The sequence below is a fragment of the Actinosynnema sp. NPDC037264 genome (assembly GCF_055603705.1).
Window position 1 is genome coordinate 166635 of record NZ_JBVJVK010000013.1, and the last position, 23145, is coordinate 189779.

22 protein-coding genes are annotated in these 23145 nt (G+C 70.8%); 14 read left to right on the top strand and 8 right to left on the bottom strand.

What is annotated here, in order from left to right; all coding sequences use genetic code 11:
* Positions 1-59 precede the first annotated feature (59 nt).
* Positions 60-2594 carry a trehalose-phosphatase gene (gene otsB, locus ACZ7GX_RS17640; protein ID WP_498777828.1) on the top strand — a complete coding sequence of 845 codons (2535 nt, stop codon included), beginning with the start codon at positions 60-62 and terminating at the stop codon, positions 2592-2594.
* 48 nt (positions 2595-2642) lie between these two features.
* Here otsB and radA read toward each other — a convergent pair whose 3' ends face one another.
* On the bottom strand, positions 2643-4007 hold the full coding sequence (radA, locus tag ACZ7GX_RS17645; RefSeq protein WP_498777830.1) for a DNA repair protein RadA: 1365 nt from the start codon (positions 4005-4007) through the stop codon (positions 2643-2645).
* A 385-nt stretch (positions 4008-4392) separates the two neighbouring features.
* On the bottom strand, positions 4393-5184 hold the full coding sequence (locus tag ACZ7GX_RS17650; protein ID WP_498777832.1) for a copper chaperone PCu(A)C domain-containing protein: 792 nt from the start codon (positions 5182-5184) through the stop codon (positions 4393-4395).
* 303 nt (positions 5185-5487) lie between these two features.
* On the opposite strand from ACZ7GX_RS17650, the gene ACZ7GX_RS17655 reads away from it, so the two are divergent.
* The 10 genes from ACZ7GX_RS17655 (at position 5488) to ACZ7GX_RS17700 (ending at position 15686) form a co-directional block, all read left to right on the top strand.
* Positions 5488-5976, top strand: a complete 489-nt coding sequence (locus ACZ7GX_RS17655; protein WP_012782996.1) for a CarD family transcriptional regulator — start codon at positions 5488-5490, stop codon at positions 5974-5976.
* Between the two features lie 32 nt (positions 5977-6008).
* Positions 6009-6707, top strand: a complete 699-nt coding sequence (gene ispD, locus ACZ7GX_RS17660) for a 2-C-methyl-D-erythritol 4-phosphate cytidylyltransferase (RefSeq protein ID WP_498777834.1) — start codon at positions 6009-6011, stop codon at positions 6705-6707.
* The gene (gene ispF / locus ACZ7GX_RS17665; RefSeq protein WP_498777836.1) at positions 6704-7177 is read left to right on the top strand and encodes a 2-C-methyl-D-erythritol 2,4-cyclodiphosphate synthase; all 474 of its coding nucleotides are present in this window, start codon (positions 6704-6706) and stop codon (positions 7175-7177) included. The genes ispD and ispF overlap by 4 nt, the downstream gene beginning before the upstream one ends.
* A gap of 5 nt (positions 7178-7182) precedes the next feature.
* On the top strand, positions 7183-7578 hold the full coding sequence (locus ACZ7GX_RS17670; RefSeq protein ID WP_498777838.1) for a PPOX class F420-dependent oxidoreductase: 396 nt from the start codon (positions 7183-7185) through the stop codon (positions 7576-7578).
* 74 nt (positions 7579-7652) lie between these two features.
* Positions 7653-8264: an HAD family hydrolase gene (locus ACZ7GX_RS17675; RefSeq protein WP_498777840.1), complete on the top strand. Its 612-nt coding sequence runs from the start codon at positions 7653-7655 to the stop codon at positions 8262-8264.
* Between the two features lie 45 nt (positions 8265-8309).
* On the top strand, positions 8310-9701 hold the full coding sequence (cysS, locus tag ACZ7GX_RS17680) for a cysteine--tRNA ligase (protein ID WP_498777843.1): 1392 nt from the start codon (positions 8310-8312) through the stop codon (positions 9699-9701).
* 4 nt (positions 9702-9705) lie between these two features.
* Entirely contained in the window at positions 9706-10674 is a 969-nt protein-coding gene (gene rlmB, locus ACZ7GX_RS17685; RefSeq protein WP_498777845.1) for a 23S rRNA (guanosine(2251)-2'-O)-methyltransferase RlmB, read from the top strand.
* 274 nt (positions 10675-10948) lie between these two features.
* Positions 10949-12370 (top strand): MBOAT family O-acyltransferase, encoded by a 1422-nt coding sequence (locus ACZ7GX_RS17690; RefSeq protein ID WP_498777847.1) that lies wholly within the window; start codon positions 10949-10951, stop codon positions 12368-12370.
* 383 nt (positions 12371-12753) lie between these two features.
* Positions 12754-13977: an MFS transporter gene (locus ACZ7GX_RS17695; protein ID WP_498777849.1), complete on the top strand. Its 1224-nt coding sequence runs from the start codon at positions 12754-12756 to the stop codon at positions 13975-13977.
* Positions 13978-14279: 302 nt separating this feature from the next.
* Positions 14280-15686 carry a GGDEF domain-containing protein gene (locus ACZ7GX_RS17700; RefSeq protein ID WP_498777851.1) on the top strand — a complete coding sequence of 469 codons (1407 nt, stop codon included), beginning with the start codon at positions 14280-14282 and terminating at the stop codon, positions 15684-15686.
* Positions 15687-15916: 230 nt separating this feature from the next.
* Here the strand turns inward: ACZ7GX_RS17700 and ACZ7GX_RS17705 are convergent, their stop codons facing one another.
* The 4 genes from ACZ7GX_RS17705 to ACZ7GX_RS17720 all read right to left on the bottom strand — a co-directional run bounded on the left by ACZ7GX_RS17705 (position 15917) and on the right by ACZ7GX_RS17720 (position 19769).
* Complete coding sequence (locus ACZ7GX_RS17705; protein ID WP_498777853.1) at positions 15917-16747, bottom strand: metal ABC transporter permease; 831 nt, start codon at positions 16745-16747, stop codon at positions 15917-15919.
* 7 nt (positions 16748-16754) lie between these two features.
* On the bottom strand, positions 16755-17567 hold the full coding sequence (locus ACZ7GX_RS17710; RefSeq protein ID WP_498777855.1) for a metal ABC transporter ATP-binding protein: 813 nt from the start codon (positions 17565-17567) through the stop codon (positions 16755-16757).
* Positions 17564-18508 carry a metal ABC transporter solute-binding protein, Zn/Mn family gene (locus ACZ7GX_RS17715; RefSeq protein WP_498777857.1) on the bottom strand — a complete coding sequence of 315 codons (945 nt, stop codon included), beginning with the start codon at positions 18506-18508 and terminating at the stop codon, positions 17564-17566. Before ACZ7GX_RS17715 ends, ACZ7GX_RS17710 begins: the two co-directional genes overlap by 4 nt.
* Before the next feature lie 160 nt (positions 18509-18668).
* Entirely contained in the window at positions 18669-19769 is a 1101-nt protein-coding gene (locus tag ACZ7GX_RS17720) for an ABC transporter ATP-binding protein (protein ID WP_230569934.1), read from the bottom strand.
* Between the two features lie 115 nt (positions 19770-19884).
* Between ACZ7GX_RS17720 and ACZ7GX_RS17725 the strand changes: the two genes are divergently transcribed.
* From ACZ7GX_RS17725 to ACZ7GX_RS17735, 3 genes are read left to right on the top strand one after another with little or no spacing between them, the layout of a single operon-like run.
* Positions 19885-20451 (top strand): histidine phosphatase family protein, encoded by a 567-nt coding sequence (locus tag ACZ7GX_RS17725; protein WP_498777860.1) that lies wholly within the window; start codon positions 19885-19887, stop codon positions 20449-20451.
* 52 nt (positions 20452-20503) lie between these two features.
* A complete protein-coding gene (locus ACZ7GX_RS17730) occupies positions 20504-20782 on the top strand; it encodes a type II toxin-antitoxin system Phd/YefM family antitoxin (RefSeq protein WP_498777862.1) in 279 nt (92 codons plus the stop codon).
* On the top strand, positions 20775-21176 hold the full coding sequence (locus ACZ7GX_RS17735; protein WP_498777864.1) for a PIN domain-containing protein: 402 nt from the start codon (positions 20775-20777) through the stop codon (positions 21174-21176). Before ACZ7GX_RS17730 ends, ACZ7GX_RS17735 begins: the two co-directional genes overlap by 8 nt.
* A gap of 40 nt (positions 21177-21216) precedes the next feature.
* Here the strand turns inward: ACZ7GX_RS17735 and ACZ7GX_RS17740 are convergent, their stop codons facing one another.
* Both ACZ7GX_RS17740 and ACZ7GX_RS17745 read right to left on the bottom strand, forming a co-directional pair.
* The gene (locus ACZ7GX_RS17740) at positions 21217-22110 is read right to left on the bottom strand and encodes a sugar ABC transporter permease (RefSeq protein ID WP_498777866.1); all 894 of its coding nucleotides are present in this window, start codon (positions 22108-22110) and stop codon (positions 21217-21219) included.
* Positions 22110-23030: a carbohydrate ABC transporter permease gene (locus tag ACZ7GX_RS17745; protein WP_498777868.1), complete on the bottom strand. Its 921-nt coding sequence runs from the start codon at positions 23028-23030 to the stop codon at positions 22110-22112. The genes ACZ7GX_RS17740 and ACZ7GX_RS17745 overlap by 1 nt, the downstream gene beginning before the upstream one ends.
* Between the last annotated feature and the right edge of the window lie 115 nt (positions 23031-23145).

Here is a 23145-nt window from a genome sequence, read left to right on the forward strand (position 1 = left end):
CTGAATCAGTTCAGACCGAATATCACCGACCTTGTCCCACCGAGCATTGAGGAGGGGCGTTGACCGCCGAGGCCCTCCCCGCCGAACTTCGTCGTGCGATCGTGCAGTTGGCACGCACACCGCGCCTGCTGGTCGCCTGCGACTACGACGGGACATTGGCTCCGATCGTGGCCAACCCAGAGGACGCCCGCCCGCTGCCCGAGTCGGTGGGCGCGTTGCGCTCCCTGGCCGGTCTGCACGAGACGACGGCCGCGGTGATCTCCGGGCGCGCGCTGCGCGACCTGGCGACGCTGTCGCGCCTGCCGTCCGAGGTGCACCTGGTGGGTTCGCACGGTTCCGAGTTCGACGTCGGTTTCGTGCACGCGCTGGACGCTGACGCGAAACAACTGCACCGTCGCCTGGAAACAGAGTTGGAAGGAGTCGTCGCCGGCCACGAAGGCGTCGGCCTCGAAGTGAAGCCCGCGAGCATCGCGGTGCACGTCCGCCGTGCCGACCCCGCCGTGGGGGAGCGGGTTCTCCACGCCGTGCGCACCGGACCGGCCACTTGGGACGGTGTGCAGGTCACCGAGGGCAAGGCCGTGATCGAGCTGGCCGTGGTGCAGACGGACAAGGGCCACGCCCTGGACGTCCTGCGGCACCGCGCGTCGGCGACAGCGGCCGTGTTCGTCGGTGACGACGTGACCGACGAGAAAGCGTTTGCCCGGCTGAGCGGGCCCGACGTCGGCATCAAGGTCGGCGACGGCGAGTCGCTGGCCGAGTACTACGTCGGCGACAGCGTCGACGTGGCCACGGTGCTGGCGTTCCTGCTGGAGGAACGGCGGGCGTGGCTGCACGGCGACCAGGCCGTGCCGATCGAGCGGCTGACCATGCTCGCCAACGAGCGGTCGGTCGCGCTGCTGACCCCGGACGCGCGGCTGAACTGGCTGTGCCACCCGGAGCCGGACTCGGCGGCGGTGTTCGCCGACCTGCTCGGCGGGCCCGCCGCGGGCCACTTCTCGATCAAACCGGAGCACGGCTCGCTGCCCCTGGGCCAGCGGTACGTGCCGGGCACGATGATCGTGGAGACCCGCTGGTCGCGGCTGCTCGTCACCGACTACCTCGACCACGACCTGGCCTCGCACCGCACCGACCTGGTGCGGCGCGTCTCCGGCTCGACCAACGCGGTGATCACGTTCGCGCCGCGGCCGGAGTTCGGCCAGGTGCCGGTGCGGCTGCTGCGCGAGCGCGACGGCCTGCGGGTCGTCGGCACCTCGGACCCGATGGTGCTGCGCTCGCCCGGCGTGGACTGGCAGATCACCTCCGACGGCATCCAGGAGACCGCGACGGCCGTCGTGCGCCCCCGCGAGGGCGCGCCGATCCTGCTCGAGCTGCGCTGCGGCACGGACGACCTGTCCGAGGCCACGCTCGGCGAGCCGGAGCGGCGGGCACGGGCCGGCGCGTTCTGGTCGGACTGGGCCGCGACGCTCAAGCTGCCCCAGGTCGAGTCGGAGCTGGTGCTGCGGTCGGCGTTGACGTTGAAGGGCCTGGTGCACCACGACACCGGCGCGATCATGGCCGCCGCCACCACCTCGCTGCCCGAGGAGCTGGGCGGCATCCGCAACTGGGACTACCGGTACTGCTGGCTGCGCGACGCGGCGCTGACCGCGCAGGCCCTGGTCTCGGTCGGGTCGCTCGGCGAGGCGGAGGCGTTCCTGGGCTGGGTGCACGGGGTGCTGTCGACCCTGCCCGGCCCGGAGCGGCTGCACCCGCTGTACACGCTGCAGGGCACCATGCTCGGCGCGGAGGCCGTCATCGACACGCTGCCCGGGTACGCCGGGTCGCGGCCGGTGCGCGTCGGCAACCTCGCCAACCAGCAGGTGCAGCTGGACGTGTTCGGCCCCGTGGTGGACCTGGTCGTGCAGCTGGCCGCCGCGCGCGGCTCGTTGACCGACAAGGACTGGCTGATGGTGCAGGCGATGGCCGAGGCGGTCGCCCGCCGCTGGCACGAGCCCGACCACGGCATCTGGGAGGAGCGGCACGCGCCGCGCCACCACGTGTACTCCAAGGTCATGTGCTGGGTGACGCTGGACCGGGCGGTGAAGCTGGCCGAGGCGTACGGGCGCGAGATCGACCCGTCGTGGCCGGTGCTGCGCGACACCATCTCCAACGACGTGCTCAAGCACGGGTGGAGCGAGGAAGCGCAGTCGTTCACCACCGCCTACGACGGCGACGACCTGGACGCGGCGTCGCTGCACGTCGGGCTGTCGGGGTTGATCGACCCGACCGACGACCGGTTCCAGGCCACCGTGACCGCGATCGAGGCCGAGCTCCGGTCCGGTTCCACGGTGTACCGGTACCGGCGTGACGACGGCCTGCCCGGCGACGAGGGCGGCTTCCACCTGTGCGCGGCGTGGATGATCGAGTCCTACCTGCTCACCGGGCGGCGCACGGAGGCCGAGGAGCTGTTCGCACAGATGGTCGACGCGGCCGGCCCCACCGGCCTGCTGCCCGAGGAGTACGACCCGATCGCGGAGCGCTCCCTGGGCAACCACCCGCAGGCGTACAGCCACCTGGGCCTGATCCGCTGCGCCCAGCTGCTGGCGGCCACGAAGTAACAGCTCGCGCGAGAACGGCGCCCCCTGCACGTCGGGGGCGCCGTTCCGCTATTTCAGGAGCTTGAGCAGGTTCAGCGCCTCGTGCAGGTCGTTGGCGACGAGCGCGCGCGTGCCCTGCGGCAGGGGGCCCGCGTCCGGTGGCACGAGGGCCTTGGTGAAGCCGAGCCGGGCGGCCTCGGTGAGGCGGCGGCCGACGCCGTTGACGCGGCGCAGCTCGCCCGACAGGCCGACCTCGCCGACCACGACGAGGTCGTGCGGCAGGGGCAGGTCGGTGGCCGCCGAGGCGACCGCCAGGGCCACCGCGAGGTCCACGGCGGGCTCGACGAGCCGCATGCCGCCGACGGTGGCCGTGAAGACGTCCTTGTTGCCCAGCCCGACCCTGCCGCGCTTCTCCAGCACCGCGAGGACCATGGCGAGGCGGGCCGAGTCGAGACCGCTGACCGCGCGCCGCGGGGCGGGCAGGGCGGTCGGCGTGACCAGCGCCTGCACCTCGCCCAGCATCGGTCGCTTGCCCTCCACGACAACCGTGACGGCGGTGCCGGAGACGGCCTGGTCGCGGCGGTGCAGGAACAGGCCGGACGGGTCGGGCACGCCCGCGATGCCGTCGTCGCGCAGCTCGAAGCAGCCGACCTCGTCGGCCGGCCCGAACCGGTTCTTCACGCCCCTGAGCAGCCGCAACGTCGAGTGCCGGTCACCCTCGAACTGCAGCACCACGTCCACCAGGTGCTCCAGCACGCGCGGCCCGGCGACCGAGCCGTCCTTGGTCACGTGGCCGACCAGCACGACGGGCAGCCCGCGTTCCTTGGCGACCGCGATCAGGCCGGCCGTGACGGCGCGGACCTGGCTGACCCCGCCGGGCGCCCCGTCCACCGCCGGTGAGGACATGGTCTGCACGGAGTCCACGATGAGCATGCTCGGCTTGACGACGTCCACCTGGCCGAGGACGGCGGAGAGGTCGCTCTCGGCGGCCAGGTAGATCTCGTCGTGCAGGTTGCCGGTCCGGTCCGCCCGCAACCGCACCTGCCCGGCCGACTCCTCGCCGGTGACGTAGAGGCAGCGGCCGACCGACAGCGCCCACTGGTGCGCGACCTCCAGCAGCAGGGTCGACTTCCCGACCCCGGGCTCACCGGCCAACAGCACCACCGCGCCCGGCACGAGCCCGCCGCCGAGCACCCGGTCCAACTCCAGGACACCGGTCGAGACGGCCCGCGCGGACTCGATGTCGACCTGCGCGATGGGCCGCGCCTCACTGCTCGGCGTGCCCGCGAGGAACCGGGGAGCCGCGGAGACCCCCCGCTCCTCCACCGTGCCCCAGGCCTGGCACTCCGGGCACCGCCCGACCCACTTGGCCACCTCGTGCCCGCACTCGGCGCACCGGTACGTCGCCTTGGCCACCCGTGCTGTCTTCGCCACGACCGGGAGGCTATCCGCCCCCTCCGACACCCACCGTCACTGGCAGCTTTCCCTCAAGGAGGGCTTCGTACTGGCGGCTTCCCTCAAGGAGGGCTTCGTGTCATCCCGCCGACCTGGCTTTGCCCTACCGCGCGTGTCAAGGGGGCTGTGCGTCCTCTGCCTGCCCGTCCACTGATGGCTGCCCCCTTGATACGTGTGGTAGCCCGGAGGGAGGTCGGTGGGATGACACGAAACCCGGACCGACAACGGACCCGGCGCTTGACCGCTGAACGAGGGGTCATCCTGCTGATCTGCCCGTCCGGCGAGGACTCTTTTGTTCTTCGAAACAACAACAGGGGTCCCCTGACCGGGGACCCCTGCGCAGCTCGCGGCGTGTCAGCGCGGCTCAGTGCTCCGAGGGAGCGTCCACGCGCGGTTCGGCGGTGGCGCCGATCGGCAGCTCCAAGGTCACCTCACCGGCCTGCTCGAACAGGAACGTGACCCGGATCGTCTCGCCCGGCCGCAGCGGCTTCTTCAGCCCCTTCAGCACGATCTTCACCACACCCGGCTCCGTCGGGTCGGCGGAGGACGGCAGCTTGGTGCCCGTCGTCGGCGGGCTCGACACGGACGTGCCGCTGCCGGACGTCGGCGTGCCCGTCGTGGTCGTCGTCACCGAACCCGTGCCGGACGGCGTGGTGGTCGTGGTGGTCGACGCGTGCGAGTCGGAAGGCTCGTGCGAGTCCGACGGCTCGTGCGAGTCGGACGAAGGCGCGGACGAGGACGCCGCCTTGGTCGTCGTCGTGGCGTGGCCGCCCGCGTCGTCCTGGTCGGCCTCGGCGAGGATGGCCGACCCCGGCTCCAGCCGCGCGTCGCCGGTGATCTCGGCCGGCGCGGAGAACTCGCTGGTCACGCCCAGCAGCTTGTCCACACCGGTGCCGTTGTTGACGATCACGACGGTGATCGGCGCGTCGTCGCCTTCCTCGTACGCCCCGTGCGCCGCCGGGAACAGGAACTGCGCGTCACGGACGGCGATGTCTCCCACCTGCCCGTTGGCCCCGTTGACGACGGCCACCTGGGTGTCCGTCTGCGTGACCTGACCTGCGCTGCAACCTGCGGCGACCAAGCCGAGGCCGGTCGCCAGGGCGGCCACGACGGCCAGGCGGCGCGGCGCTGGTGACTTCTGGAGTGCGCGACCCACGGCTGCTCGGATCCCTTCCCGGTGTGCTGACGAGGCGGGTCGTACCCGGTAGTAGCGGGCCCGACCACCAGTCCAGGAGCCTAACCGGGTGCCCCCGGACCTGCGGCATGTGGTGCCCCACAGCGGGCCGCGGCCCCCGCCCGCACGTCCACAGTGGAGCAAGATCGACCACGGGCGTTGCATGCGACCGGGTGATTTGTCAACCCCCCACGCGGCCCTGACCAGCGCTAACTGATCTCAACAGGCCGATGAGGGGATTGCTCGGCGTGTTAGGATGGGGTTAGCGAAAGGGGCAGAGGACACATGGTTTTCAAGGTCGGAGAGACCGTCGTCTACCCGCACCACGGTGCCGCTCTCATCGAAGCAATCGAGACCCGTGTGATCAAGGGCGAGGAGAAGAAGTACCTCGTCCTCAAGGTTGCCCAGGGCGACCTCACGGTTCGCGTCCCCGCCGACAACGCCGAGATCGTGGGCGTTCGTGACGTCGTCGGCCAGGAGGGTCTTGACAAGGTCTTCGAGGTCTTGCGTGCTCCCCACACGGAGGAGCCGACCAACTGGTCCCGGCGGTACAAGGCCAACCTCGAGAAGCTCGCGTCCGGTGACGTGAACAAGGTGGCCGAAGTGGTGCGCGACCTCTGGCGGCGCGAGAAGGATCGCGGACTGTCCGCTGGTGAGAAGCGGATGCTGGCGAAGGCTCGACAGATACTGGTTAGCGAACTGGCGCTGGCCGAGGGCACCGACGAGGACAAGGCTGAGGTCCTCCTCGACGAGGTCCTGGCTACCGCGTCCTGATCGTTCCACCCACCATCTCGGAAACCGCGAACATGGGTGTGGTCGCGCTCGTGCCCGCGGCGGGCCGGGGTGAGCGGCTGGGCTATGGCATGCCCAAGGCGCTCGTGCCGGTCGACGGCGTTCCGCTGCTCGTGCGTGCGGTGCGCGGCCTGTTCGACTCCGGTCGCGTGCGGCACGTCGTGATCGCCGCACCGCCGTCCGATGTGGACGTTGTGAGTACCGTCACCGCCCCGTTGGCCCCAGCCGACGGGGCGGTGCACGTCGTGGCCGGTGGCGCCGAGAGGTCGGACTCGGTGCGCCTGGCCCTAACTTACGCCCTGCGTGAGATCCCCGACACTTCTATCGTGCTCGTTCACGACGCGGCCCGCGCCTTCACGCCGCCCGCCGTCGTCAGCGCCGTGGTGGACGCCGTCGCCGCAGGTCACCCGGCCGTCATCCCCGTGCTGCCGGTCGTGGACACGGTCAAGCAGGTCGACGCCGACGGCGTGGTGCTCGCCACACCGGACCGCGCCGCGCTGCGCGTCGTGCAGACCCCGCAGGGCTTCGACGCGGCCGTGCTGCTGCGCGCGCATGAGGCAGGCTCGGACGCCACGGACGACGCGGGCCTGGTCGAACGGCTCGGCGTGCCGGTCGTCACCGTGCCGGGCCACCCCGACGCCATGAAGATCACCACCAAGTTCGACCTGGCCGTGGCCGAGGCGCTGCTGGTCGGCACCCGAGGAGCACCGTGATCCCCAGAGTGGGCATCGGCACGGACGTCCACCAAGTGGAACGCGGCCGGGAGTGCTGGCTGGCCGGCCTGCGCTGGGACGACGCGGACGGCTGCGCCGGCCACTCGGACGGCGACGTGGCCGCGCACGCGCTGTGCGACGCGCTGCTGTCCGCCGCCGGCCTCGGCGACCTCGGCGCGGTGTTCGGCACGAGCGACCCGCGCTGGTCCGGGCGGCACGGCGTGGAGTTCCTGGCCGAGGCACGTCGCCTGGTCGAGGAGGCGGGCTTCCGCGTCGGCAACGCCGCCGTGCAGGTCATCGGCAACGCGCCCAAGATCGGCAAGCGCCGTGACGAGGCACAGAAGGTGCTGTCGGAAGCGGTCGGCGGCCCGGTGTCGGTCAGCGGCACGACCACCGACGGCCTCGGCCTGACCGGGCGCGGCGAGGGCATCGCCGCCGTGGCCACCGCGCTGCTCGTCCCACTAGCCTGACCCGCGTGCCGATCACCCTCAGCGCGGCGACGCGTGCCCTGGTCGACGAGCGGAACTACGCCGTCCTCGCCACGATCAACCCGGACGGCAGCCCGCAGACATCGGTGGTGTGGGTCACCCGGGACGGCGACGACCTGCTGTTCTCGACGTTGCGCGACCGGGTGAAGGAGCGCAACCTCCGCCGTGACGCGCGGGCCAGCGTGAGCGTGTGGAGCCACGCCGACCCGGAGGTTTACGCGGAGGTGCGCGGCACCGTGACGATCGTCGAGGACGCCGGCCGCACCCTGGCCAACGACCTGTCGCACAAGTACCTGGGCCAGGACTACCCCGCCGACGCGCCCGGCAAGGTCCGCGTGGTGCTCCGCCTGACCCCGACGAAGGTCACCGGCAACGCCGCCTGAGCCGGCAGTGAGGCTGGTCTCGCTTCGTCGCGCTCCCGAGACCTCCGATGTCCCGACCACGTAGCGTGTTTTCCGTGACGATCCGCGCCGTGCTCTTCGACTTCTCCGGCACCCTGTTCCGCTTGGAGCACGACTCGCTGGCCGCCCACGCCGAGCTGATGCGGGCGCTCACCGCGCCCGTCGGCCTGGCGGAAGGGCTGGACATCGACCCCGCGCAGTGGGAACGGCGTGACCTCGACCCCGACTCGCACCGCGAGATGCACCTCGCCGTGCTGGCGAAGGCGGGTGCGAAGGACCCGGCCCAGTTCTACGCCGACCTGTGCAGCCCGCCGTTCTGGCAGCCGTACCCGGACACCGCGCAGGCGCTGGGCACCGAGCTGCCGACCGCGGTCGTCAGCAACATCGCGTGGGACATCGCCGCGGTCTTCGCCCGGCACGGCGTCGAGAACCGGGTGGACGAGTTCGTGCTCTCCTACCAGGAGGGCTTCGTCAAGCCGGACCCCAAGCTGTTCCGCATCGCCTGCGACCGCCTGGGCGTGCACCCCACCGAGGCGCTCATGATCGGCGACAGCCCCGAGGCCGACGGCGGCGCGGCGGCGATCGGGTGCCAGGTCGAGATCGTCGACCCGCTCCCGACCGGCAGCCGTCCGGACGCCCTGCTGCAGGTCCTCCGCAAGCACCTTTGACCGGGCGATCCAACCCCGACTGGTCACCGCCCGTACCATCTTCACGTGAGCCTCCACCTCTTCGACACCGCGACCCGGTCCATGCGGGAGTTCGTCCCGCAGGTCAGCGGAACGGCGTCGATCTACGTGTGCGGGGCCACGGTGCAGGGCGTTCCGCACATCGGGCACGTGCGCAGCGGCCTCAACTTCGACGTGCTGCGGCGCTGGCTGGCCCGTGACGGCTCGACCGTGCGGCTGGTGCGCAACGTCACCGACATCGACGACAAGATCCTCGCCAAGGCCACCGAGCACGGCGCCGAGTGGTGGGAGTGGGCCTACCAGCACGAACGGGCCTTCGACGACGCCTACGACGCGCTGGGCTGCCTGCCCGCGTCCTACTCCCCTCGCGCGACGGGCCACGTCACGCAGATGGTCGAGCTGATGGAGCGGCTGATCGAGAAGGGCCACGCGTACGCCTCCGACGGCGACGTGTACTTCTCCGTGACGTCGTTCCCCGAGTACGGGGCGCTGTCGGGGCAGAAGCTCGACGAGGTGCACCAGGGCGAGTCCGCCGCGACGGGCAAGCGCGACGCGCGCGACTTCACGCTGTGGAAGGCGGCGAAGCCGGGCGAGCCGTCGTGGCCGACGCCGTGGGGCCCTGGCCGGCCGGGTTGGCACCTGGAGTGCTCGGCGATGGCGACCGCGTACCTCGGCGGGACGTTCGACATCCACGGCGGCGGCATCGACCTGATCTTTCCGCACCACGAGAACGAGCAGGCGCAGTCGCGCGCGGCCGGCGACGGCTTCTCCCGGTACTGGATGCACAACGCCTGGGTGACGCTCAGCGGCGAGAAGATGTCGAAGTCGCTGGGCAACACGGTGTCGATCCCGGCGATGCTGGAGCGCGTCCGCGCCCCCGAACTCCGCTACTACCTGGTCGGCCCGCACTACCGGTCGACGATCGAGTACTCGCCCGAGGCGTTGGACGAGTCGGTGTCGGCCTACCGCCGCGTCGAGTCGTTCCTGCGGCGCGTGGTCGAGCGCACGGGCGCCGTGGGCGCGGACGGCGAGCTGTCGCCCGCGTTCGTGGCGTCGATGGACGACGACATGGGCACGCCGGGCGCGTTGGCCGCCATCCACAAGCGGGTGCGCGAGGGCAACACGGCCCTGGAGTCCGGTGACGACCTGGGCGCGCGTGCCGCCGCCGAGTCGGTGCGGGCGATGACCGGCGTGCTCGGGTTGGACCCGTTGTCGCCGCTGTGGCACGACGCCGCGGCCGGCGGCACGGGCGGGCGCGCGTTGGGCGTGCTGGTGGAACGGCTGCTCGAAGAGCGGTCGCAGGCCCGCAAGGACAGGGACTTCGCGCGCGCGGACGCGCTGCGCGATCACCTGCTGCTGGCCGGTATCGCCGTCGAGGACACCCCCGACGGTCCGTTGTGGACGTTGAAGGACGACTGAGCTCGTGGCTGGTAACTCCAAGCGCCGGGGCGCCATGCGCAACCCCGGCTCCAAGAAGGGCGCGGTCGTCGGTTCCGGCGGACAGAAGTCGAAGGGCCTGCAGGGCAAGGGCCCCACGCCGAAGGCGACCGAACGACCGAACCACCCCGCCTACAAGCGGGCGACCGCGGCGGCGAAGGCCGAGCAGGTGCGCTCGCAGCGGCGCAAGGCCGCCGAGAACGGCCCCGAGACCGTGGCCGGTCGCAACCCGGTGGTCGAGTGCCTGCGCGCCGACATCCCGGCGACGGCGCTGTACGTGGCGCTGGGCATCGACGCGGACGACCGGGTCGCCGAGGCCGTGCAGCTGGCGGCCACGCGCGGCATCTCCGTGCTGGAGGTGCAGCGCGGAGAGCTGGACCGGATCACCGGCGGCGCGATGCACCAGGGCCTCGGCCTCCAGGTGCCGCCCTACGAGTACGCCGAGCCCCGTGAGCTGCTCAAGATCGCGAACGAGTCCGGCGTGCCGCCGTTGCTGGTGGCGCTGGACGGCGTGACCGACCCCCGCAACCTGGGCGCGGTCGTGCGCTCGGCAGCGGCCTTCGGCGCCCACGGCGTCGTCCTGCCGCAACGCCGTTCGGCGGGCATCACCGCCGTCGCGTGGCGGACCAGCGCGGGCACCGCGGCCAAGATGCCGATCGCCGTCGCGACGAACCTGACCCGCCAGCTCAAGGAGTGGGCGGACGCCGGGCTGATGGTCATCGGCCTCGACGCGGACGGCGACGTCGACGTGGACGGCCTCGACCTGGCCACCGGCCCACTGGTCGTCGTCGTCGGCTCCGAGGGCCGCGGCCTCTCCCGCCTCGTCAAGGAGACGTGCGACCAAACGGTCTCCATCCCCATGTCCGCCGGCGTGGAATCGCTGAACGCCTCCGTCGCCGCCGGCGTCGTCCTGGCCGAAGTCGCCCGCCGCCGCCGCCTCGACACCCGCGCCTAGCACCCACACCCCCTCACCTGCACCCACGCCCTTCCCAACAGAAGGGCTTCGTGTCATCCCGCCCTTGTGGAGGTCGGCGGGATGACACGAAACCCGACCAACAACGAGCCCGGCGCATACCCACCCGGACGTCATCCTGCTGATCTGCCTGTCCGGCGAGGACTCTCTTCTCTTTGCTCTTCTTGAACCTCGACCCACGGGCGCGGTGTGAGGTGCACCGTTTGTTGGGTGATCCGGACCGCCGGGGCGTGACCGGCGGATAGGGTCTGCGGCGATGTCCTTCGCCAGCCCGCTGTTCCTGTGGTTCTTCCTCCCGGTCGTGCTCGCGACCGTCCTCGTCACGCCCAGGAACTGGCGCAACGGCGTGGTCGCCGTGGCGAGCCTGCTGTTCTACGTCTCCGGCGCGGGCGGCACGACGCTGCTGCTGCTCGCCTGCATGGTGGTCAACTACCTGGCCGGGCGGCGGCTGGAGCCGGGCGCGCCGGGCGATCGCCGCCTGGTCCTGGTCGGCTCGATCGCGCTCAACCTCGGCGTGCTGCTGATCTGGAAGTACGCCGGGTTCGCCACCGGGCAGCTGCACGACATCGCCGCCGTCGTGGGCGCCGACCTGCCGGTGGTCGAGCTCGCGCTCCCGATCGGCATCTCCTTCTACACGTTCCACCACATCTCGTACGTGGTCGACGTGTACCGCGGCGAACGGCCGGCCCTGCGCGAGCCGGTCGCCTTCGTCACCTACATCGCGATGTTCCCGCAACTGGTCGCCGGTCCGATCGTGCGGTTCCGCGAGATCGCCGACCAGCTGCCGCAGCCCCGCCTGCACCGCTGGGACGACGTCGCCGCCGGCTTCCCCCGGTTCGCCCTCGGCCTGTGCAAGAAGGTGATCATCGCCGACTCGCTCGCGCCGATGGTCGACGCCTGCTTCGCCACCCCGGCCGACGAGATGACCACGTCCATCGCCTGGCTCGGCGCGATCGGCTACACGCTCCAGCTGTACTTCGACTTCTCCGGCTACTCCGACATGGCCATCGGCCTCGGCCGGATGCTGGGCTTCCGGCTGCCGGAGAACTTCGCCCGCCCGTACTCGTCGGTCACGATCACCGACTTCTGGCGCCGCTGGCACATGTCGCTGTCGCGCTGGTTCCGCGACTACGTCTACATCCCGCTCGGCGGCAACCGCGGCGGCGTGGTGCAGACCTACCGGAACCTGTCGATCGTTTTCGTGCTGACCGGTTTCTGGCACGGCGCCAACTGGACGTTCCTGGTGTGGGGTTTGTTCCACGGCGGGCTGCTCGTGCTGGAGCGCCGATTCGGCTGGGATTCGGCGCCGGCCGCCACCCGCACCCGAATTGCCCGCCGGGTCCTGACCATGCTGCTGGTGGTAATCGGCTGGGTGTTCTTCCGATCCGCCGATCTCGGTACGGCGTTCACAATCATCGGCCACATGTTGTTGCCGGATTTCGGCGGGTTGACCGACGCCGTCGCGGCCGCGGCGACCAATCAGCGCATTGTGCTGCTGGTGCTCGCGCTGGCGATTGTCGCAATGCCCGATCACCCGGTGAGCGGGCCTTACCTGGAGTCTTCCCGGGACAAGATCGCCACCGCGGCCAGGGTCTCGCTGATGACGGTCGGCGTCGGCTACGCGGCGATCCTCGTCGCCAGCGGCACGTTCAGCCCGTTCCTCTACTACCAGTTCTGAAGATCGCCCCACCACCGGTTGCGAAGATCGACAAGCGGGCGATGTTCAACAATTGACTCACCAACCGGCCCGACGCCGTCGGCGACCGCAGGAACGCGCTGGCCCGGTCGGACCAGCCCTCCGCGCCCAATGGAGGTCGCGGTCGACATAGGGTAGGCGAGGGTTGCTCACGCCGTGTCACCTACCGTCAACTGTCAAGAATAAGTGGGCGATTTTTCGCCGTTGTAACTACTTTATGTAACCGACCTGCTCCGTTCGGGTACACAGTGTGGTAGGACAGAGATTGCACATCCGGCAGCTTCTACCGTGCTAACCGAGGGAATTGTTACTTCGGGTGGGGGTAACGTGACTCACTCATCGGGGCCGACCAACCTGGGGGAGTTGTGACTTCCGGGGGGACCATCCGCGCGCTCGTGGGCAACCGCGAGTTCCGCGGCATGTGGATCGGCTCGACGGTGTCCACCGTGGGCGATCAACTCGCGGCGGTCGCGCTCTCCCTGTTGGTGTTCGAGCGCACCCAGTCCGCCGCGTGGACCGCCCTCACGTGGTCGTTGACGCTGTTCCCGCCGCTGGTCTCCGGACCGCTGCTCGGCTGGGTCGCGGACCGGTTCCCCCGCCGCACGGTGATGGTGTGGTGCGCGTGGCTGCAAGCCGCCCTGGTCGGCCTGATGGCCATTCCCGGCGCGCCGCTGTGGCTGATGATCGTGCTGCTGGTCCTCGTGCTGATGATCTCTTCGCCGTTCCTGGCGGCGCAGGAGGCGAGCCTGCCCCACGTGCTGCCGGACAAGCGCTACGACGACGGCGTGGCGCTGTTCGGCACGTCGGTGGACGTCGCCCAGATGGTCGGCCTGGCCGCCGCGGGCTTCCTCGTCACGAACGCCGGCGCGGGCGTCGCGCTCGCGATCGACGCGGCCTCGTTCGTGTGGGTGGCGATCCTGGTGCAGCTGTCGGTCAAGCACCGGCCGGCCGCCGACCCGCGCGGCGCGAAACGGGATCCCGAAGGCCCGAAGGGAGCGTTCACGCTCCTGGTCACGGAACCGCGGCTGCGCAGCCTGATGGGCATGCGCCTGCTCGCCGGCCTCGCCATGGTCCCGGAGGGACTCGCCGTGCCCCTGGCGGCGAGTCTGGACGCGGTGTGGGCCGTGGGCCTGATCCTGGCCATCGAGCCCGCCGCCAACGTCCTCGGCGTGGCCGTGCTGTTCCGGTTGGTGCGCGATCCGGCGAAGCGCGAGCGGCTGATCGGCCCGCTCGCCATACTGTCCTTGGCCCCTCTGGTCATGTTCGCGTTGCACCCGAACCTGACCTGGACCATCGCACTACTGGTGATCGCCGGTATGGCCGGCGCGTACCACACGCCCGCTCGCTCGGCGTGGATGCGCATCCTGCCCGACGCCTACCGCGGTCGCGCGTACGGCATCGGCCGTGCCGCTCTGCGCTCGTCGCAGGGCGGCGGGATGGCGTTGGCCGGTGTCGTGGCGCACTCGATCGGCTCGGTGACCGCGACGATCGCGGGTGCAGGCGGCATCGGGCTGTTGCTCGCCACGCAGGCGACCGTAGCCTGGCGACGGGCCCGCACCCGGAACGATCCGAAAGCGGTGGCGATCTGAAACGGACTCATCACATATCGCGATTGTCAAACATGAAGGACCCCTCGGCTGCGGCCCGCTAGCCCGCGGGCACGTACGGTGAACATTCGGTCCGGGATGGAGGGAGCGGCTCACATGTCGCGGTTGCGCATGGCGAACACCTCCTCAGTGCGCATCTCGGGCACGGACGTGCCGCTGCGAACGGCGTTCGCCACGCGGCGCCGGGCAGAGGGTAGGGGGTCGTGGTGAAGAACAGTTTGACTGACCAGAAGCCCTCTGGGGCAGTCGGCCGGCCCTCGATTCGCAACTGGGATCTGTGGAGCTTGCGACCGGCCGCGCTGGCGTACTTCTTCTTCATCGAATCGGCGGTAGCGGCTGCCGCCATTTGGCTGCTCACCGGCCTCGACTCGGTCTCGAACGCCGACTGGCTCAGATTCTGCGCGGTGATGTTCGCCATCACCGTGCACCTGATGATCGTTCGGCGGGCCGAAGAGTCGCGGCGCAACGAGTCGGCCGGTCCGCACATCGACCTGACGTCGGTCTGGACGTTCGCCGCCGCCATCGCGCTGCCCGGCGCGCTGGCCGTGCTGGCCACGGTCTGGATGCGGATCCTGATCCAGCCGATCGCGCGACGCCAGCCGTACCGGTTCGTGTTCAGCTCCGCGAGCATCCTCGGCGGCACCATGCTGGCCTGGGCCGTGGTGCACCTGTCCGGGACGTCGCTGCTCGCCACCGGGAGCATCCCGACCGACCTGGGCCTCGTGCTCGTGCTCATCGTGGCCGGGGTGGTCAACTGGGGCGCGCAGGGCATGAACATCGCCGTCGCGTTGAAGATCGTCACCCCGCACACCCGCATCCAGGAGTTCCTGGGCTCGCGCGCGGACAACATGCTGGAGCTGAGCACGCTCGGCGCGGGCGCGATGCTCGGCATGCTGATGACCACCCACTGGGTGGGTCCGCTGCTGCTGGTCTTCCCGGTGATCCTGGTGAACTCGCTGCTCTACCACGCCGCGCAGCGGCGGGCGCACCTCGAGCGGCTGCTGCGCGAGCAGGAGCAGCTGCAGGCGCGGCTGGCCGAGGACGCGCACACCGACTACCGGACCGGGCTGCTCAACACCAACGGCCTCGCCGAGTACGGGAGCAGGCTCACCGACCGGTGCCGCCACGACAACCAGCCGGTGACCGTGCTGGCCATCGACCTGGACCACTTCAAGCGGATCAACGACACCTGGGGCCACCCGGCGGGCAACGCGGTGCTGGCCGAGGTGGGCCGGATCCTGCGGGAGAAGCTGCGGCCGGGTGACGTGGCCGGGCGCGACGGCGGCGAGGAGTTCGTCGTCGTGCTCGCCGACACGGGCCTGGCCCAGGGCACGGCCATCGCCGAACGGGTGCGCGAGGCGATCGGCGAGATGTCCGTGATGACCACCGACAAGCACCGCAACACCGTCACCCTGCGCGGCCGGAACCTGCCGTTGACGGCGGACGGGCCGGACGTGCGGGCCATCTCGGCGTCCATCGGCGTGGCCGTGCTGCCGGACAACGGCGACTGCCTCCAGGACGCCCAGCACTTCGCCGACGCGGCGCTCTACGCGGCCAAGGAGAACGGGCGCAACCAGGTGCGGGTCGCCGGTGGCGAGATCCGGCTGCTGCCCGCGCCGCGGGGCGACCAGCCCGTGGCGGAGGACGCCGGGGACCAGGCGGGGGCCGCCGAGGTCACCCGGACCGCGTAAGTCCCCCACCTCTCGGGCCCGACCGTTCGGCACGCGGGCGTGGCGGGCGTGACGGCGCAGGGCCTGCCCGAGGGCACAGCCGTGCCCGCCACCGCGACCGCGGTGGTCGGCCGACGTGGTCGTCGTGCTTCGCATGGCACCCGTCGTCTCCGCGCGGCCCGCGCCCCGCGATCGGGCCTCCGGTGCCCCCTCCACCCGGGCTTACCCACTCGCGGCGCGTTCCAAACGTGCTACTGGACCCTTTCCCGCTTGCCGCTCATCAGCCGGCAGACCAGGTAGATCAGGAACGAGACCGCGGTGACGAACGCGCTCACCGGCATGCCGGGCGCGAGCGACAGGATCATCCCGCCCAGCACGGACACCTCGGCGAACACCACGGCCAGCACGGTGGCCCGCAGCGGGCTCGCGGTGACCCTGGTCGCCGCCGCCGCGGGCGTGATCATCAGCGACAGCACGAGCAGCGCGCCCACCAGCTGCACGCTCAACGCCGTCGCCACGCCCACCAGCACCGCGAACACCACCGACAGGGCCCGCACGGGCACGCCGCGCGCCACGGCCACGGCGGCGTCCACGCTGGCGAAGTGCAGCGGCCGGTAGATGACCGCCAGCACCGCCAGCACGGCCACCGACGCGCCGATGAGCAGCCACAGGTCGGTCGAGCCGACGCTGACCACCTGACCGGTCAGCAGGCCGAACTTGTTCGCCGCACGCCCGTTGTAGAGGGCCAGGAACAGCACGCCCAGGCCGAGGCCGAACGCCAGGATCGCGCCGATCACCGAGTCGCGGTCCGAGTCGCGCGTGCTGAGCAGCCCCAGCAGCAGCGCGGCGACGACCGACCCGGCCAGCGCGCCGTACCCGACGCCGATGCCGAGCAGCAGGGCCGCCGCGCCGCCGGTGAACGCGAGCTCGCTCGTGCCGTGCACGGCGAACGCCATCTTGCGGGTCACCACGAGCGGGCCGAGCAGCCCCGCCACCAGCCCGAGCACGGCGCCCGCGACGAGCATCGGCTGGACGTACCGCAGCAGGTCCAGCGTCTGCGCGACGTCGAAGAAGTTCTCCATCAGCCCTTCACCCCGCCACGTGGTGCGGCTCGTCCTCGCACACGTGCTGCGCGCCGACCACGTGGATCTGGTCGCGCACGCGGACCACCTCGACGTTCGTGCGGTACAGCTCGGTCAGCGTCCGCGAGGTCATCACCTCGGCGGGCGCGCCGATCCGGAACCGGCCCTCGACCAGGTACAGCACCCGGTCGACCAGCGGCAGGATCGGGTTGATCTCGTGGGTCACGAACAGCACGGCCGTGCCCGCGGACCGGCGCCGGGCGTCGATCAGGTCGCTGACCACGCGCTGGTGCGCGAGGTCGAGCGAGAGCAGCGGCTCGTCGCACAGCAGCACCTCGGGGTCGCCGACCAGGGCCTGCGCCACCCGCAGCCGCTGCTGCTCGCCACCGGAGAGCAGGCCGACGGGCTCGTCGGCGTACCTCGTCGCGCCGACGGACTCCAGCGCCGCGTCCACCCTGGCCCGGCGTTCGCGGCGGGTGCGCCAGCCGATGCCCCAGCCGTGCCCGTCCAGGCCGAACCCGACCAGGTCGCGGCCGCGCAGCGCGAGGCTCGAGTCGATCGCCCGCTGCTGCGGGATGTAACCGATGCGCCGGTTGCCGCCCGCGACGTGGACCGTGCCCGCGGACAGCGGTTGCAGGCCGAGCAGCACCCGGATGAGGCTGGTCTTGCCCGAGCCGTTCGGCCCGAGAACGGCCACGAACTCCCCGGGGGCGACGTCCAGGTCCAACCCGTCCCACAGCACGCGGTCGCCGTAGGACAGCCGCGCGCCGCGCAGCGCGACCGCCGCGCGCGTGGACCTGTCCGCCACCTGAGCCGTCATGCCGCGAGCGCTCCCACCAGCGAGTCGACCTGCTTCGTCATCCAATCAAGGTAACCCGTGACGCCTTCCGGCAGCGTCTCGGTCACCTCGGCGATCGGCACGCCCGCGGTCTTGGCCTGGTCGACGACCTGCCGGGTGCCCGCGTTCTCCGTCTGCGCGTTGTTGACCAGCGCGGCGACCTGCTTCTGCTCGATCAGCCGGGTGACGTCGGCGAGCGCGGCGGCGGGGATGTCGGTCTCGTTCTCCACGGCCTCGCTGAAGGACTCCGGCGTGACGTCCTCGACGCCCGCGGTGTCGAGCAGGTAGTGCGCCACCGGCTCGGTCGCCACCACCTTCTTGCCCGCGCCCTTGCCCTCGACGCGCTGCTCCAGCTCGGTCAGCTTGGCGGTGAAGTCCTTCGCGTTGGCCTCGAAGGTCGACTTCTTGTCCGGCGCGATCGCGCCGAGGTCGACCGCGGCCTGGTCGGCGACCTTGCGGACGGTCTCGAAGTCGTACCAGACGTGCTCGTTGACGGCGTGGTCGTGGTGCTCCTCGCCCTCCGGCTCGCCCGAGGGCTCCGGCTCCTCGTGCCCGGAGGCCTTGCCGGACACCGGGAACGCCTCGATCTTCTTCGCGCCCTCGGTCTCGGGGCCGAGCAGGGTGGCGAAGAAGTCGTCGTAGCCGCCGCCGTTGAAGATGACGAGCTTGGCGTCGCGGACCGCGGCCAGGTCGGACGGCTTGCTCTCGTAGGAGTGCGGGTCGCCGGACGGGTCGTCGATGATGGCGCTGACCTGCACGGCGTCGCCGCCGACGGCCTTGACCACGCTGCCCCACACGTTGGTGGAGGCGACGACCTTGATCGTGCCGTCGTTCGCGGCGGGGGTGTCCTGGGCACCGCAAGCGGTGAGGGCGACGGCGGTCGCGGCGGCCACCGCGCCGAGCAACACGTTGCGGACAGTCATCAGAGCACTCCTCGACAGGCGGACACATAGGCAATGGAAACCGTTGTCGAGTTCAGTTTAGAACGCTCCGCTACCGACACGCCCACCGACCGGGTGTTTTACGCACCCCAGGGGCCACCTCACCGCGGCACGGGAGGTGGCCCCTGGGGCTCGAAGATCGTCAGTCGGTCAGGCGGTGGCCGGACTCCGGGTGGAACAGGTGGACCTCGCCGGCGTCACGCACCGCGACCTTGACGGTCTGGCCCAGGGTGGGCGGCGTGCGGCCGTCGACGCGGACCACGAACCGCTCGGGCACGTCGCCGATGCGGACCGAGCCGTGCATGAGCGCGTCCGCGCCCAGCTCCTCGACCAGCTCGACGGTCATGTCCATGCCCTGCTCCGAGGAGCTGACCAGGGCCAGCGACTCGGGCCGGATGCCGAACGTGACCTCGGACAGGCCCTCGCCCGCCGCCTTGTCCAGCGCGCGGCGCTCCAGCGGCACCACGATGCCGTCGAGCTTCGCGCCCTCCGACGTCAGCGGCACGGTCTTGAGGTTCATCGCGGGCGAGCCCATAAAGCCGGCGACGAACGCGTTGGCCGGCTTGTCGTACAGCGCGCGCGGGGTGTCGCACTGCTGGAGCAGGCCGTCCTTGAGCACGGCGACCCGGTGGCCCATGGTCATGGCCTCGACCTGGTCGTGCGTGACGTAGATCGTGGTGGTGTCCAGGCGGGCCTGGAGGGCGGCGATGTTCGCGCGGGTCTCCACGCGGAGCTTCGCGTCCAGGTTGGACAGCGGCTCGTCCATGAGGAACACGGAGGGCTCGCGGACGATCGCGCGGCCCATCGCGACGCGCTGCCGCTGGCCGCCGGAGAGCGCCTTCGGCTTGCGGTCCAGGTACTTCTCGAGGTCCAGCATCTTGGCCGCCTCGGCGACCTTCTCCCGGATCTCGGTCTTGTTGACGCCGCGCAGCTTGAGCGCGAAGCCCATGTTCTCCGCGACCGTCATGTGCGGGTACAGCGCGTAGGACTGGAACACCATCGCGATGTCACGGCCCTTGGGCGGGACGTTGGTGACGTCCTTGCCGCCGATGTGGATGGCGCCCTCGTCCACGTCCTCCAGACCCGCGAGCATCCGCAGCGCGGTCGACTTGCCGGAGCCGGACGGACCGACCAGGACCAGGAACTCGCCGTCGGTGACGTCCAACGACAACTCGTCGACCGCGCGGACCGGCGGGTTGCCGGAGAAGATCCGCGAAGCCTTGACGTAGGCGACCTCAGCCATGCCACGCACCTTTCACTACCCGAGCTTTGCCGCAACGCTAGGGATTGCAAGCGCTTACGGGAACGGGTGAATTGGTCTAGTTCCGCATCGGTTCAGCGCCTGGTACTGGTGGAACATGGCCGCTTCCCTGGTGCTCGTCCGTCACGCGACCTCCGTCGCACCCACCCCGGGCGGACCGGACGAGCTGGCCCGGCCGTTGCGCGAGTCGGGGCTGGTCCAGGCGCGTGAGCTGGTGGAAGAGCTGCTGGCGCTGCGTCCGACGGCGGTCCTGTCGAGCCCTTACCCGCGGGCCGTTCAGACCGTGCAGCCGACCGCCGACGCCCTGGGCATGACCGTCGAGACCAGGTGGGACCTGCGGGAGTGGGACTCGGGCATCCCACCGACGCCCGACTACGCGCGGCACTACGCGCACAGCTGGGACCACCCGGACTTCGCGCGGCCGGGCGGCGAGAGCCTGGCCGCGCTCAGCGACCGGGTGCGGCGGGCGTTGGCGGCGGTGGCCGAGGAGCACGACGGTGGCGTGGTGCTCATCGGTACCCACGGCACGTTCGCCGCACGCACCCTACTCGCGGCCGGCCACCCGGTCGGTTGGACGTTCCTGAAGGACATGCCGATGTCCGCTGTCTACCGGGTCCGGTGGGGCGGCGATCACCCGTTCGAGGTGTCCGGACCAGGCCTTTGACCAGCGGTATTGCCGCTGGCGCGGGGTGCGCCGGCTCCCTAACCTCTCCGCCATGAAGGTCATCAGCCAACAGGAATTCAACGACAACCTCTTCGAGGTACTGGAAGCCGTCGCAGCGGGCGAGACCTACCAGATCACTCAGGACGGCGATGAGCCCCTCGAACTGAGCCTGCCGACGCACAGGCGAGGGCTGAACACGGCGGAGGTCATCGAACGACTCAAGCACTTGCCGCGCGTCGACTACGCGGAGATGCGCCGGGAAGCGGACGAGTTCTTCGGGAACCAGGACCAGCTCGGCGACGACGGCCCGTGGGAGCGCAGCCGTGGGTGATCACCATGCCGGCGTCCTGGACACTTCCACGTACATCGACCTCGACCTGCTGGACGAGCAAGCCCTGCCGGAGATCTTCGAGCTGACCACCATCACGTTCGCCGAACTGCAACACGGTCTGGCGGTGGCCGTGGACGCAACGACCCACGACGTGCGGGCCAAGCGGCTGGGTGCCGCGATGGTGAACTACGACCCGCTGCCCTTCGACCGCAGCGCGTCCACCCGGTACGGCAGCCTGATCAAGCTGACGACCGCGGCCAAGCGCAATCCCCGTTCGCGCAGGTTGGACCTGATGATCGCGGCCATCGCGTCGTGCCACGACCTGCCGCTCTACACCCGCAACGCGAAAGACTTCGTGGGCCTGGAGTCGCTCGTCAAGATCATCGAGGTGTGATGGGAGGGCCTCCGCGACGAGGCGGAGGCCCCCGTCGGCATCAGCCCTTCACCGCGCCCGACGACAGGCCCGTCACCAGGAACCGCTGCACCAGGTAGAACACCACGATCGCGGGGATCGCGACCAGGATCGAGGCGGCCGCCAGGTGGCCCCACTCGGTCCGGTTCTGCTGGACGAACACCTGCAGCCCCACGGCCAGCGTCTTCGACTCGTCCGCCGCCGACAGGAACGCCGACGCGAACGCCACCTCGCCCCACGCCGTCAGGAACGCGTAGAACGCCGTCACGGCCAGCCCCGGCCGGGCCAGGGGCAGCACCAGCCGCCAGAACACGCCGAACGGCGACAGGCCGTCCACCCGCCCCGCCTCGTCGATGTCGGTCGGGATGGTGTCGAAGTAGCCCTTCAGCATGTACGTGCAGAACGGCACGGCGGTCGTGCAGTAGACGAGCACCAGGCCGAGCGACGTGCCCTGCAGCCCGAGCGCCAGCAGGATGTTGTACAGCGGCACGATCAGCACCGCGAACGGGAACATCTGCACGACCAGGAACGACAGCATCAGCGACCGCTTGCCCGGGAACCGGAACCGCGACGCCGCGTAGCCCGTCGTCGCCGACAGGAACACCGCCAGCACCGTGGTCATCAGCGCGATCAGCACCGAGTTGCCGAACCACGCGAGGAAGTCGCCCTTCTCCCCCGCCAGGATGCGCCCGTAGTTGTCCAGGCTGGAGTCGTTGACCAGCTTCGGCGTGGTCTCCACGGCCTTGGCGTCCGGCTTGAACGACGTCACCAGCACCCAGAACACCGGGAACACCGCGATGAGCGACGCCACCACCAGCGCGGCGTGCAGCCCGACGCTGGCCAGGGGCGACCGCTGCGAGCGCTTGGGCGCCCGGGCCCGCGGGACCGCCTTCAACGAAGCGGCTTCGACCGTCATCACCACACCTCGCCTTGCTTGCGCAGCGCACGCCGGTACACGCCCGCGAACACGAGCAGCACGGACAGGATCAGCACGCCGTAGGTCGACGCCACCGCGAAGTCGCGGGACGCGCCGGAGAAGAACCGCTCGAACGCGTAGGTCACCAGGATCCGGGTGTTCGGGTTCGGCCCGGTGATCAGGTAGATGATCGCGAACATGTTGAACGTCCAGATGATGCCCAGCAGCACCACCGTGCTGGACACCGACCGCAGGCCGGGCAGCGTCACGTTGCGGAACCGCTGCCACGCCGTCGCCCCGTCCACCTCGGCTGCCTCGTAGAGGTCGCCGGGGATCGACTGGAGCCCGCCCAGCAGCGCCACCATCATGAACGGCACGCCGAGCCACACGTTGACGATGATCACCGCGACCAGCGCCCAGTCGGACTGGCCGAGCCACACCGGCGGGTCGTCCAGGCCGAGGAAGCGCAGGAACTGGTTGATGATCCCGTACTGCGCGTTGAACATGTACTTCCACGCGAACGCGCTGATGAACGCCGGCACGGCCCACGGCAGGATCAGCAGCACCCGGTACGCCGCCCGGCCGCGCACCTCCCGGTTGAGCAGCAGCGCGAGGCCGAGGCCGATCGTGTAGTGGAAGAACACGCAGCCGAACGTCCACACCAGCGTGCGCACCAGCGTCGACCAGAACGCGCCGTAGCTGGCGTCGCCGGACAGGACGTTCAGGTAGTTGTCGAGGCCAACGGAGACGTAGGTCGCCGGCCGGTCGAGGATCGGGTTGGCGATGTTGCCCTCGTTGATGTCGGTGAAGGTGAAGAACACGCCCTGGGCGAGCGGGAACAGCACCAACACCGCGATGACCACCACGACCGGCAGCACCATCGCGTACGCGTACCAGTGCCGGTCCAGGAACCTGCGCACCGAAGTCTCCCTTCGCTGCCCCGGGGGGGGGGGGGGGGGGGGGGGGGGGGGGGGGGGGGGGGGGGGGGGGGGGGGGGGGGGGGGGGGGGGGGGGGGGGGGGGGGGGGGGGGGGGG

What these genes read in the sequence shown, in the direction of transcription:
- ACZ7GX_RS17655 (WP_012782996.1), top strand. Translation starts at nt 5,488, where the DNA reads ATGGTTTTCAAGGTCGGAGAGACCGTCGTCTACCCGCACCACGGTGCC.
- ispD (WP_498777834.1), top strand. Translation starts at nt 6,009, where the DNA reads ATGGGTGTGGTCGCGCTCGTGCCCGCGGCGGGCCGGGGTGAGCGGCTG.
- ACZ7GX_RS17690 (WP_498777847.1), top strand. Translation starts at nt 10,949, where the DNA reads ATGTCCTTCGCCAGCCCGCTGTTCCTGTGGTTCTTCCTCCCGGTCGTG.
- ACZ7GX_RS17705 (WP_498777853.1), bottom strand. Translation starts at nt 16,747, where the DNA reads ATGGAGAACTTCTTCGACGTCGCGCAGACGCTGGACCTGCTGCGGTAC.
- ACZ7GX_RS17710 (WP_498777855.1), bottom strand. Translation starts at nt 17,567, where the DNA reads ATGACGGCTCAGGTGGCGGACAGGTCCACGCGCGCGGCGGTCGCGCTG.
- ACZ7GX_RS17715 (WP_498777857.1), bottom strand. Translation starts at nt 18,508, where the DNA reads ATGACTGTCCGCAACGTGTTGCTCGGCGCGGTGGCCGCCGCGACCGCC.
- ACZ7GX_RS17720 (WP_230569934.1), bottom strand. Translation starts at nt 19,769, where the DNA reads ATGGCTGAGGTCGCCTACGTCAAGGCTTCGCGGATCTTCTCCGGCAAC.
- ACZ7GX_RS17725 (WP_498777860.1), top strand. Translation starts at nt 19,885, where the DNA reads ATGGCCGCTTCCCTGGTGCTCGTCCGTCACGCGACCTCCGTCGCACCC.
- ACZ7GX_RS17730 (WP_498777862.1), top strand. Translation starts at nt 20,504, where the DNA reads ATGAAGGTCATCAGCCAACAGGAATTCAACGACAACCTCTTCGAGGTA.
- ACZ7GX_RS17740 (WP_498777866.1), bottom strand. Translation starts at nt 22,110, where the DNA reads ATGACGGTCGAAGCCGCTTCGTTGAAGGCGGTCCCGCGGGCCCGGGCG.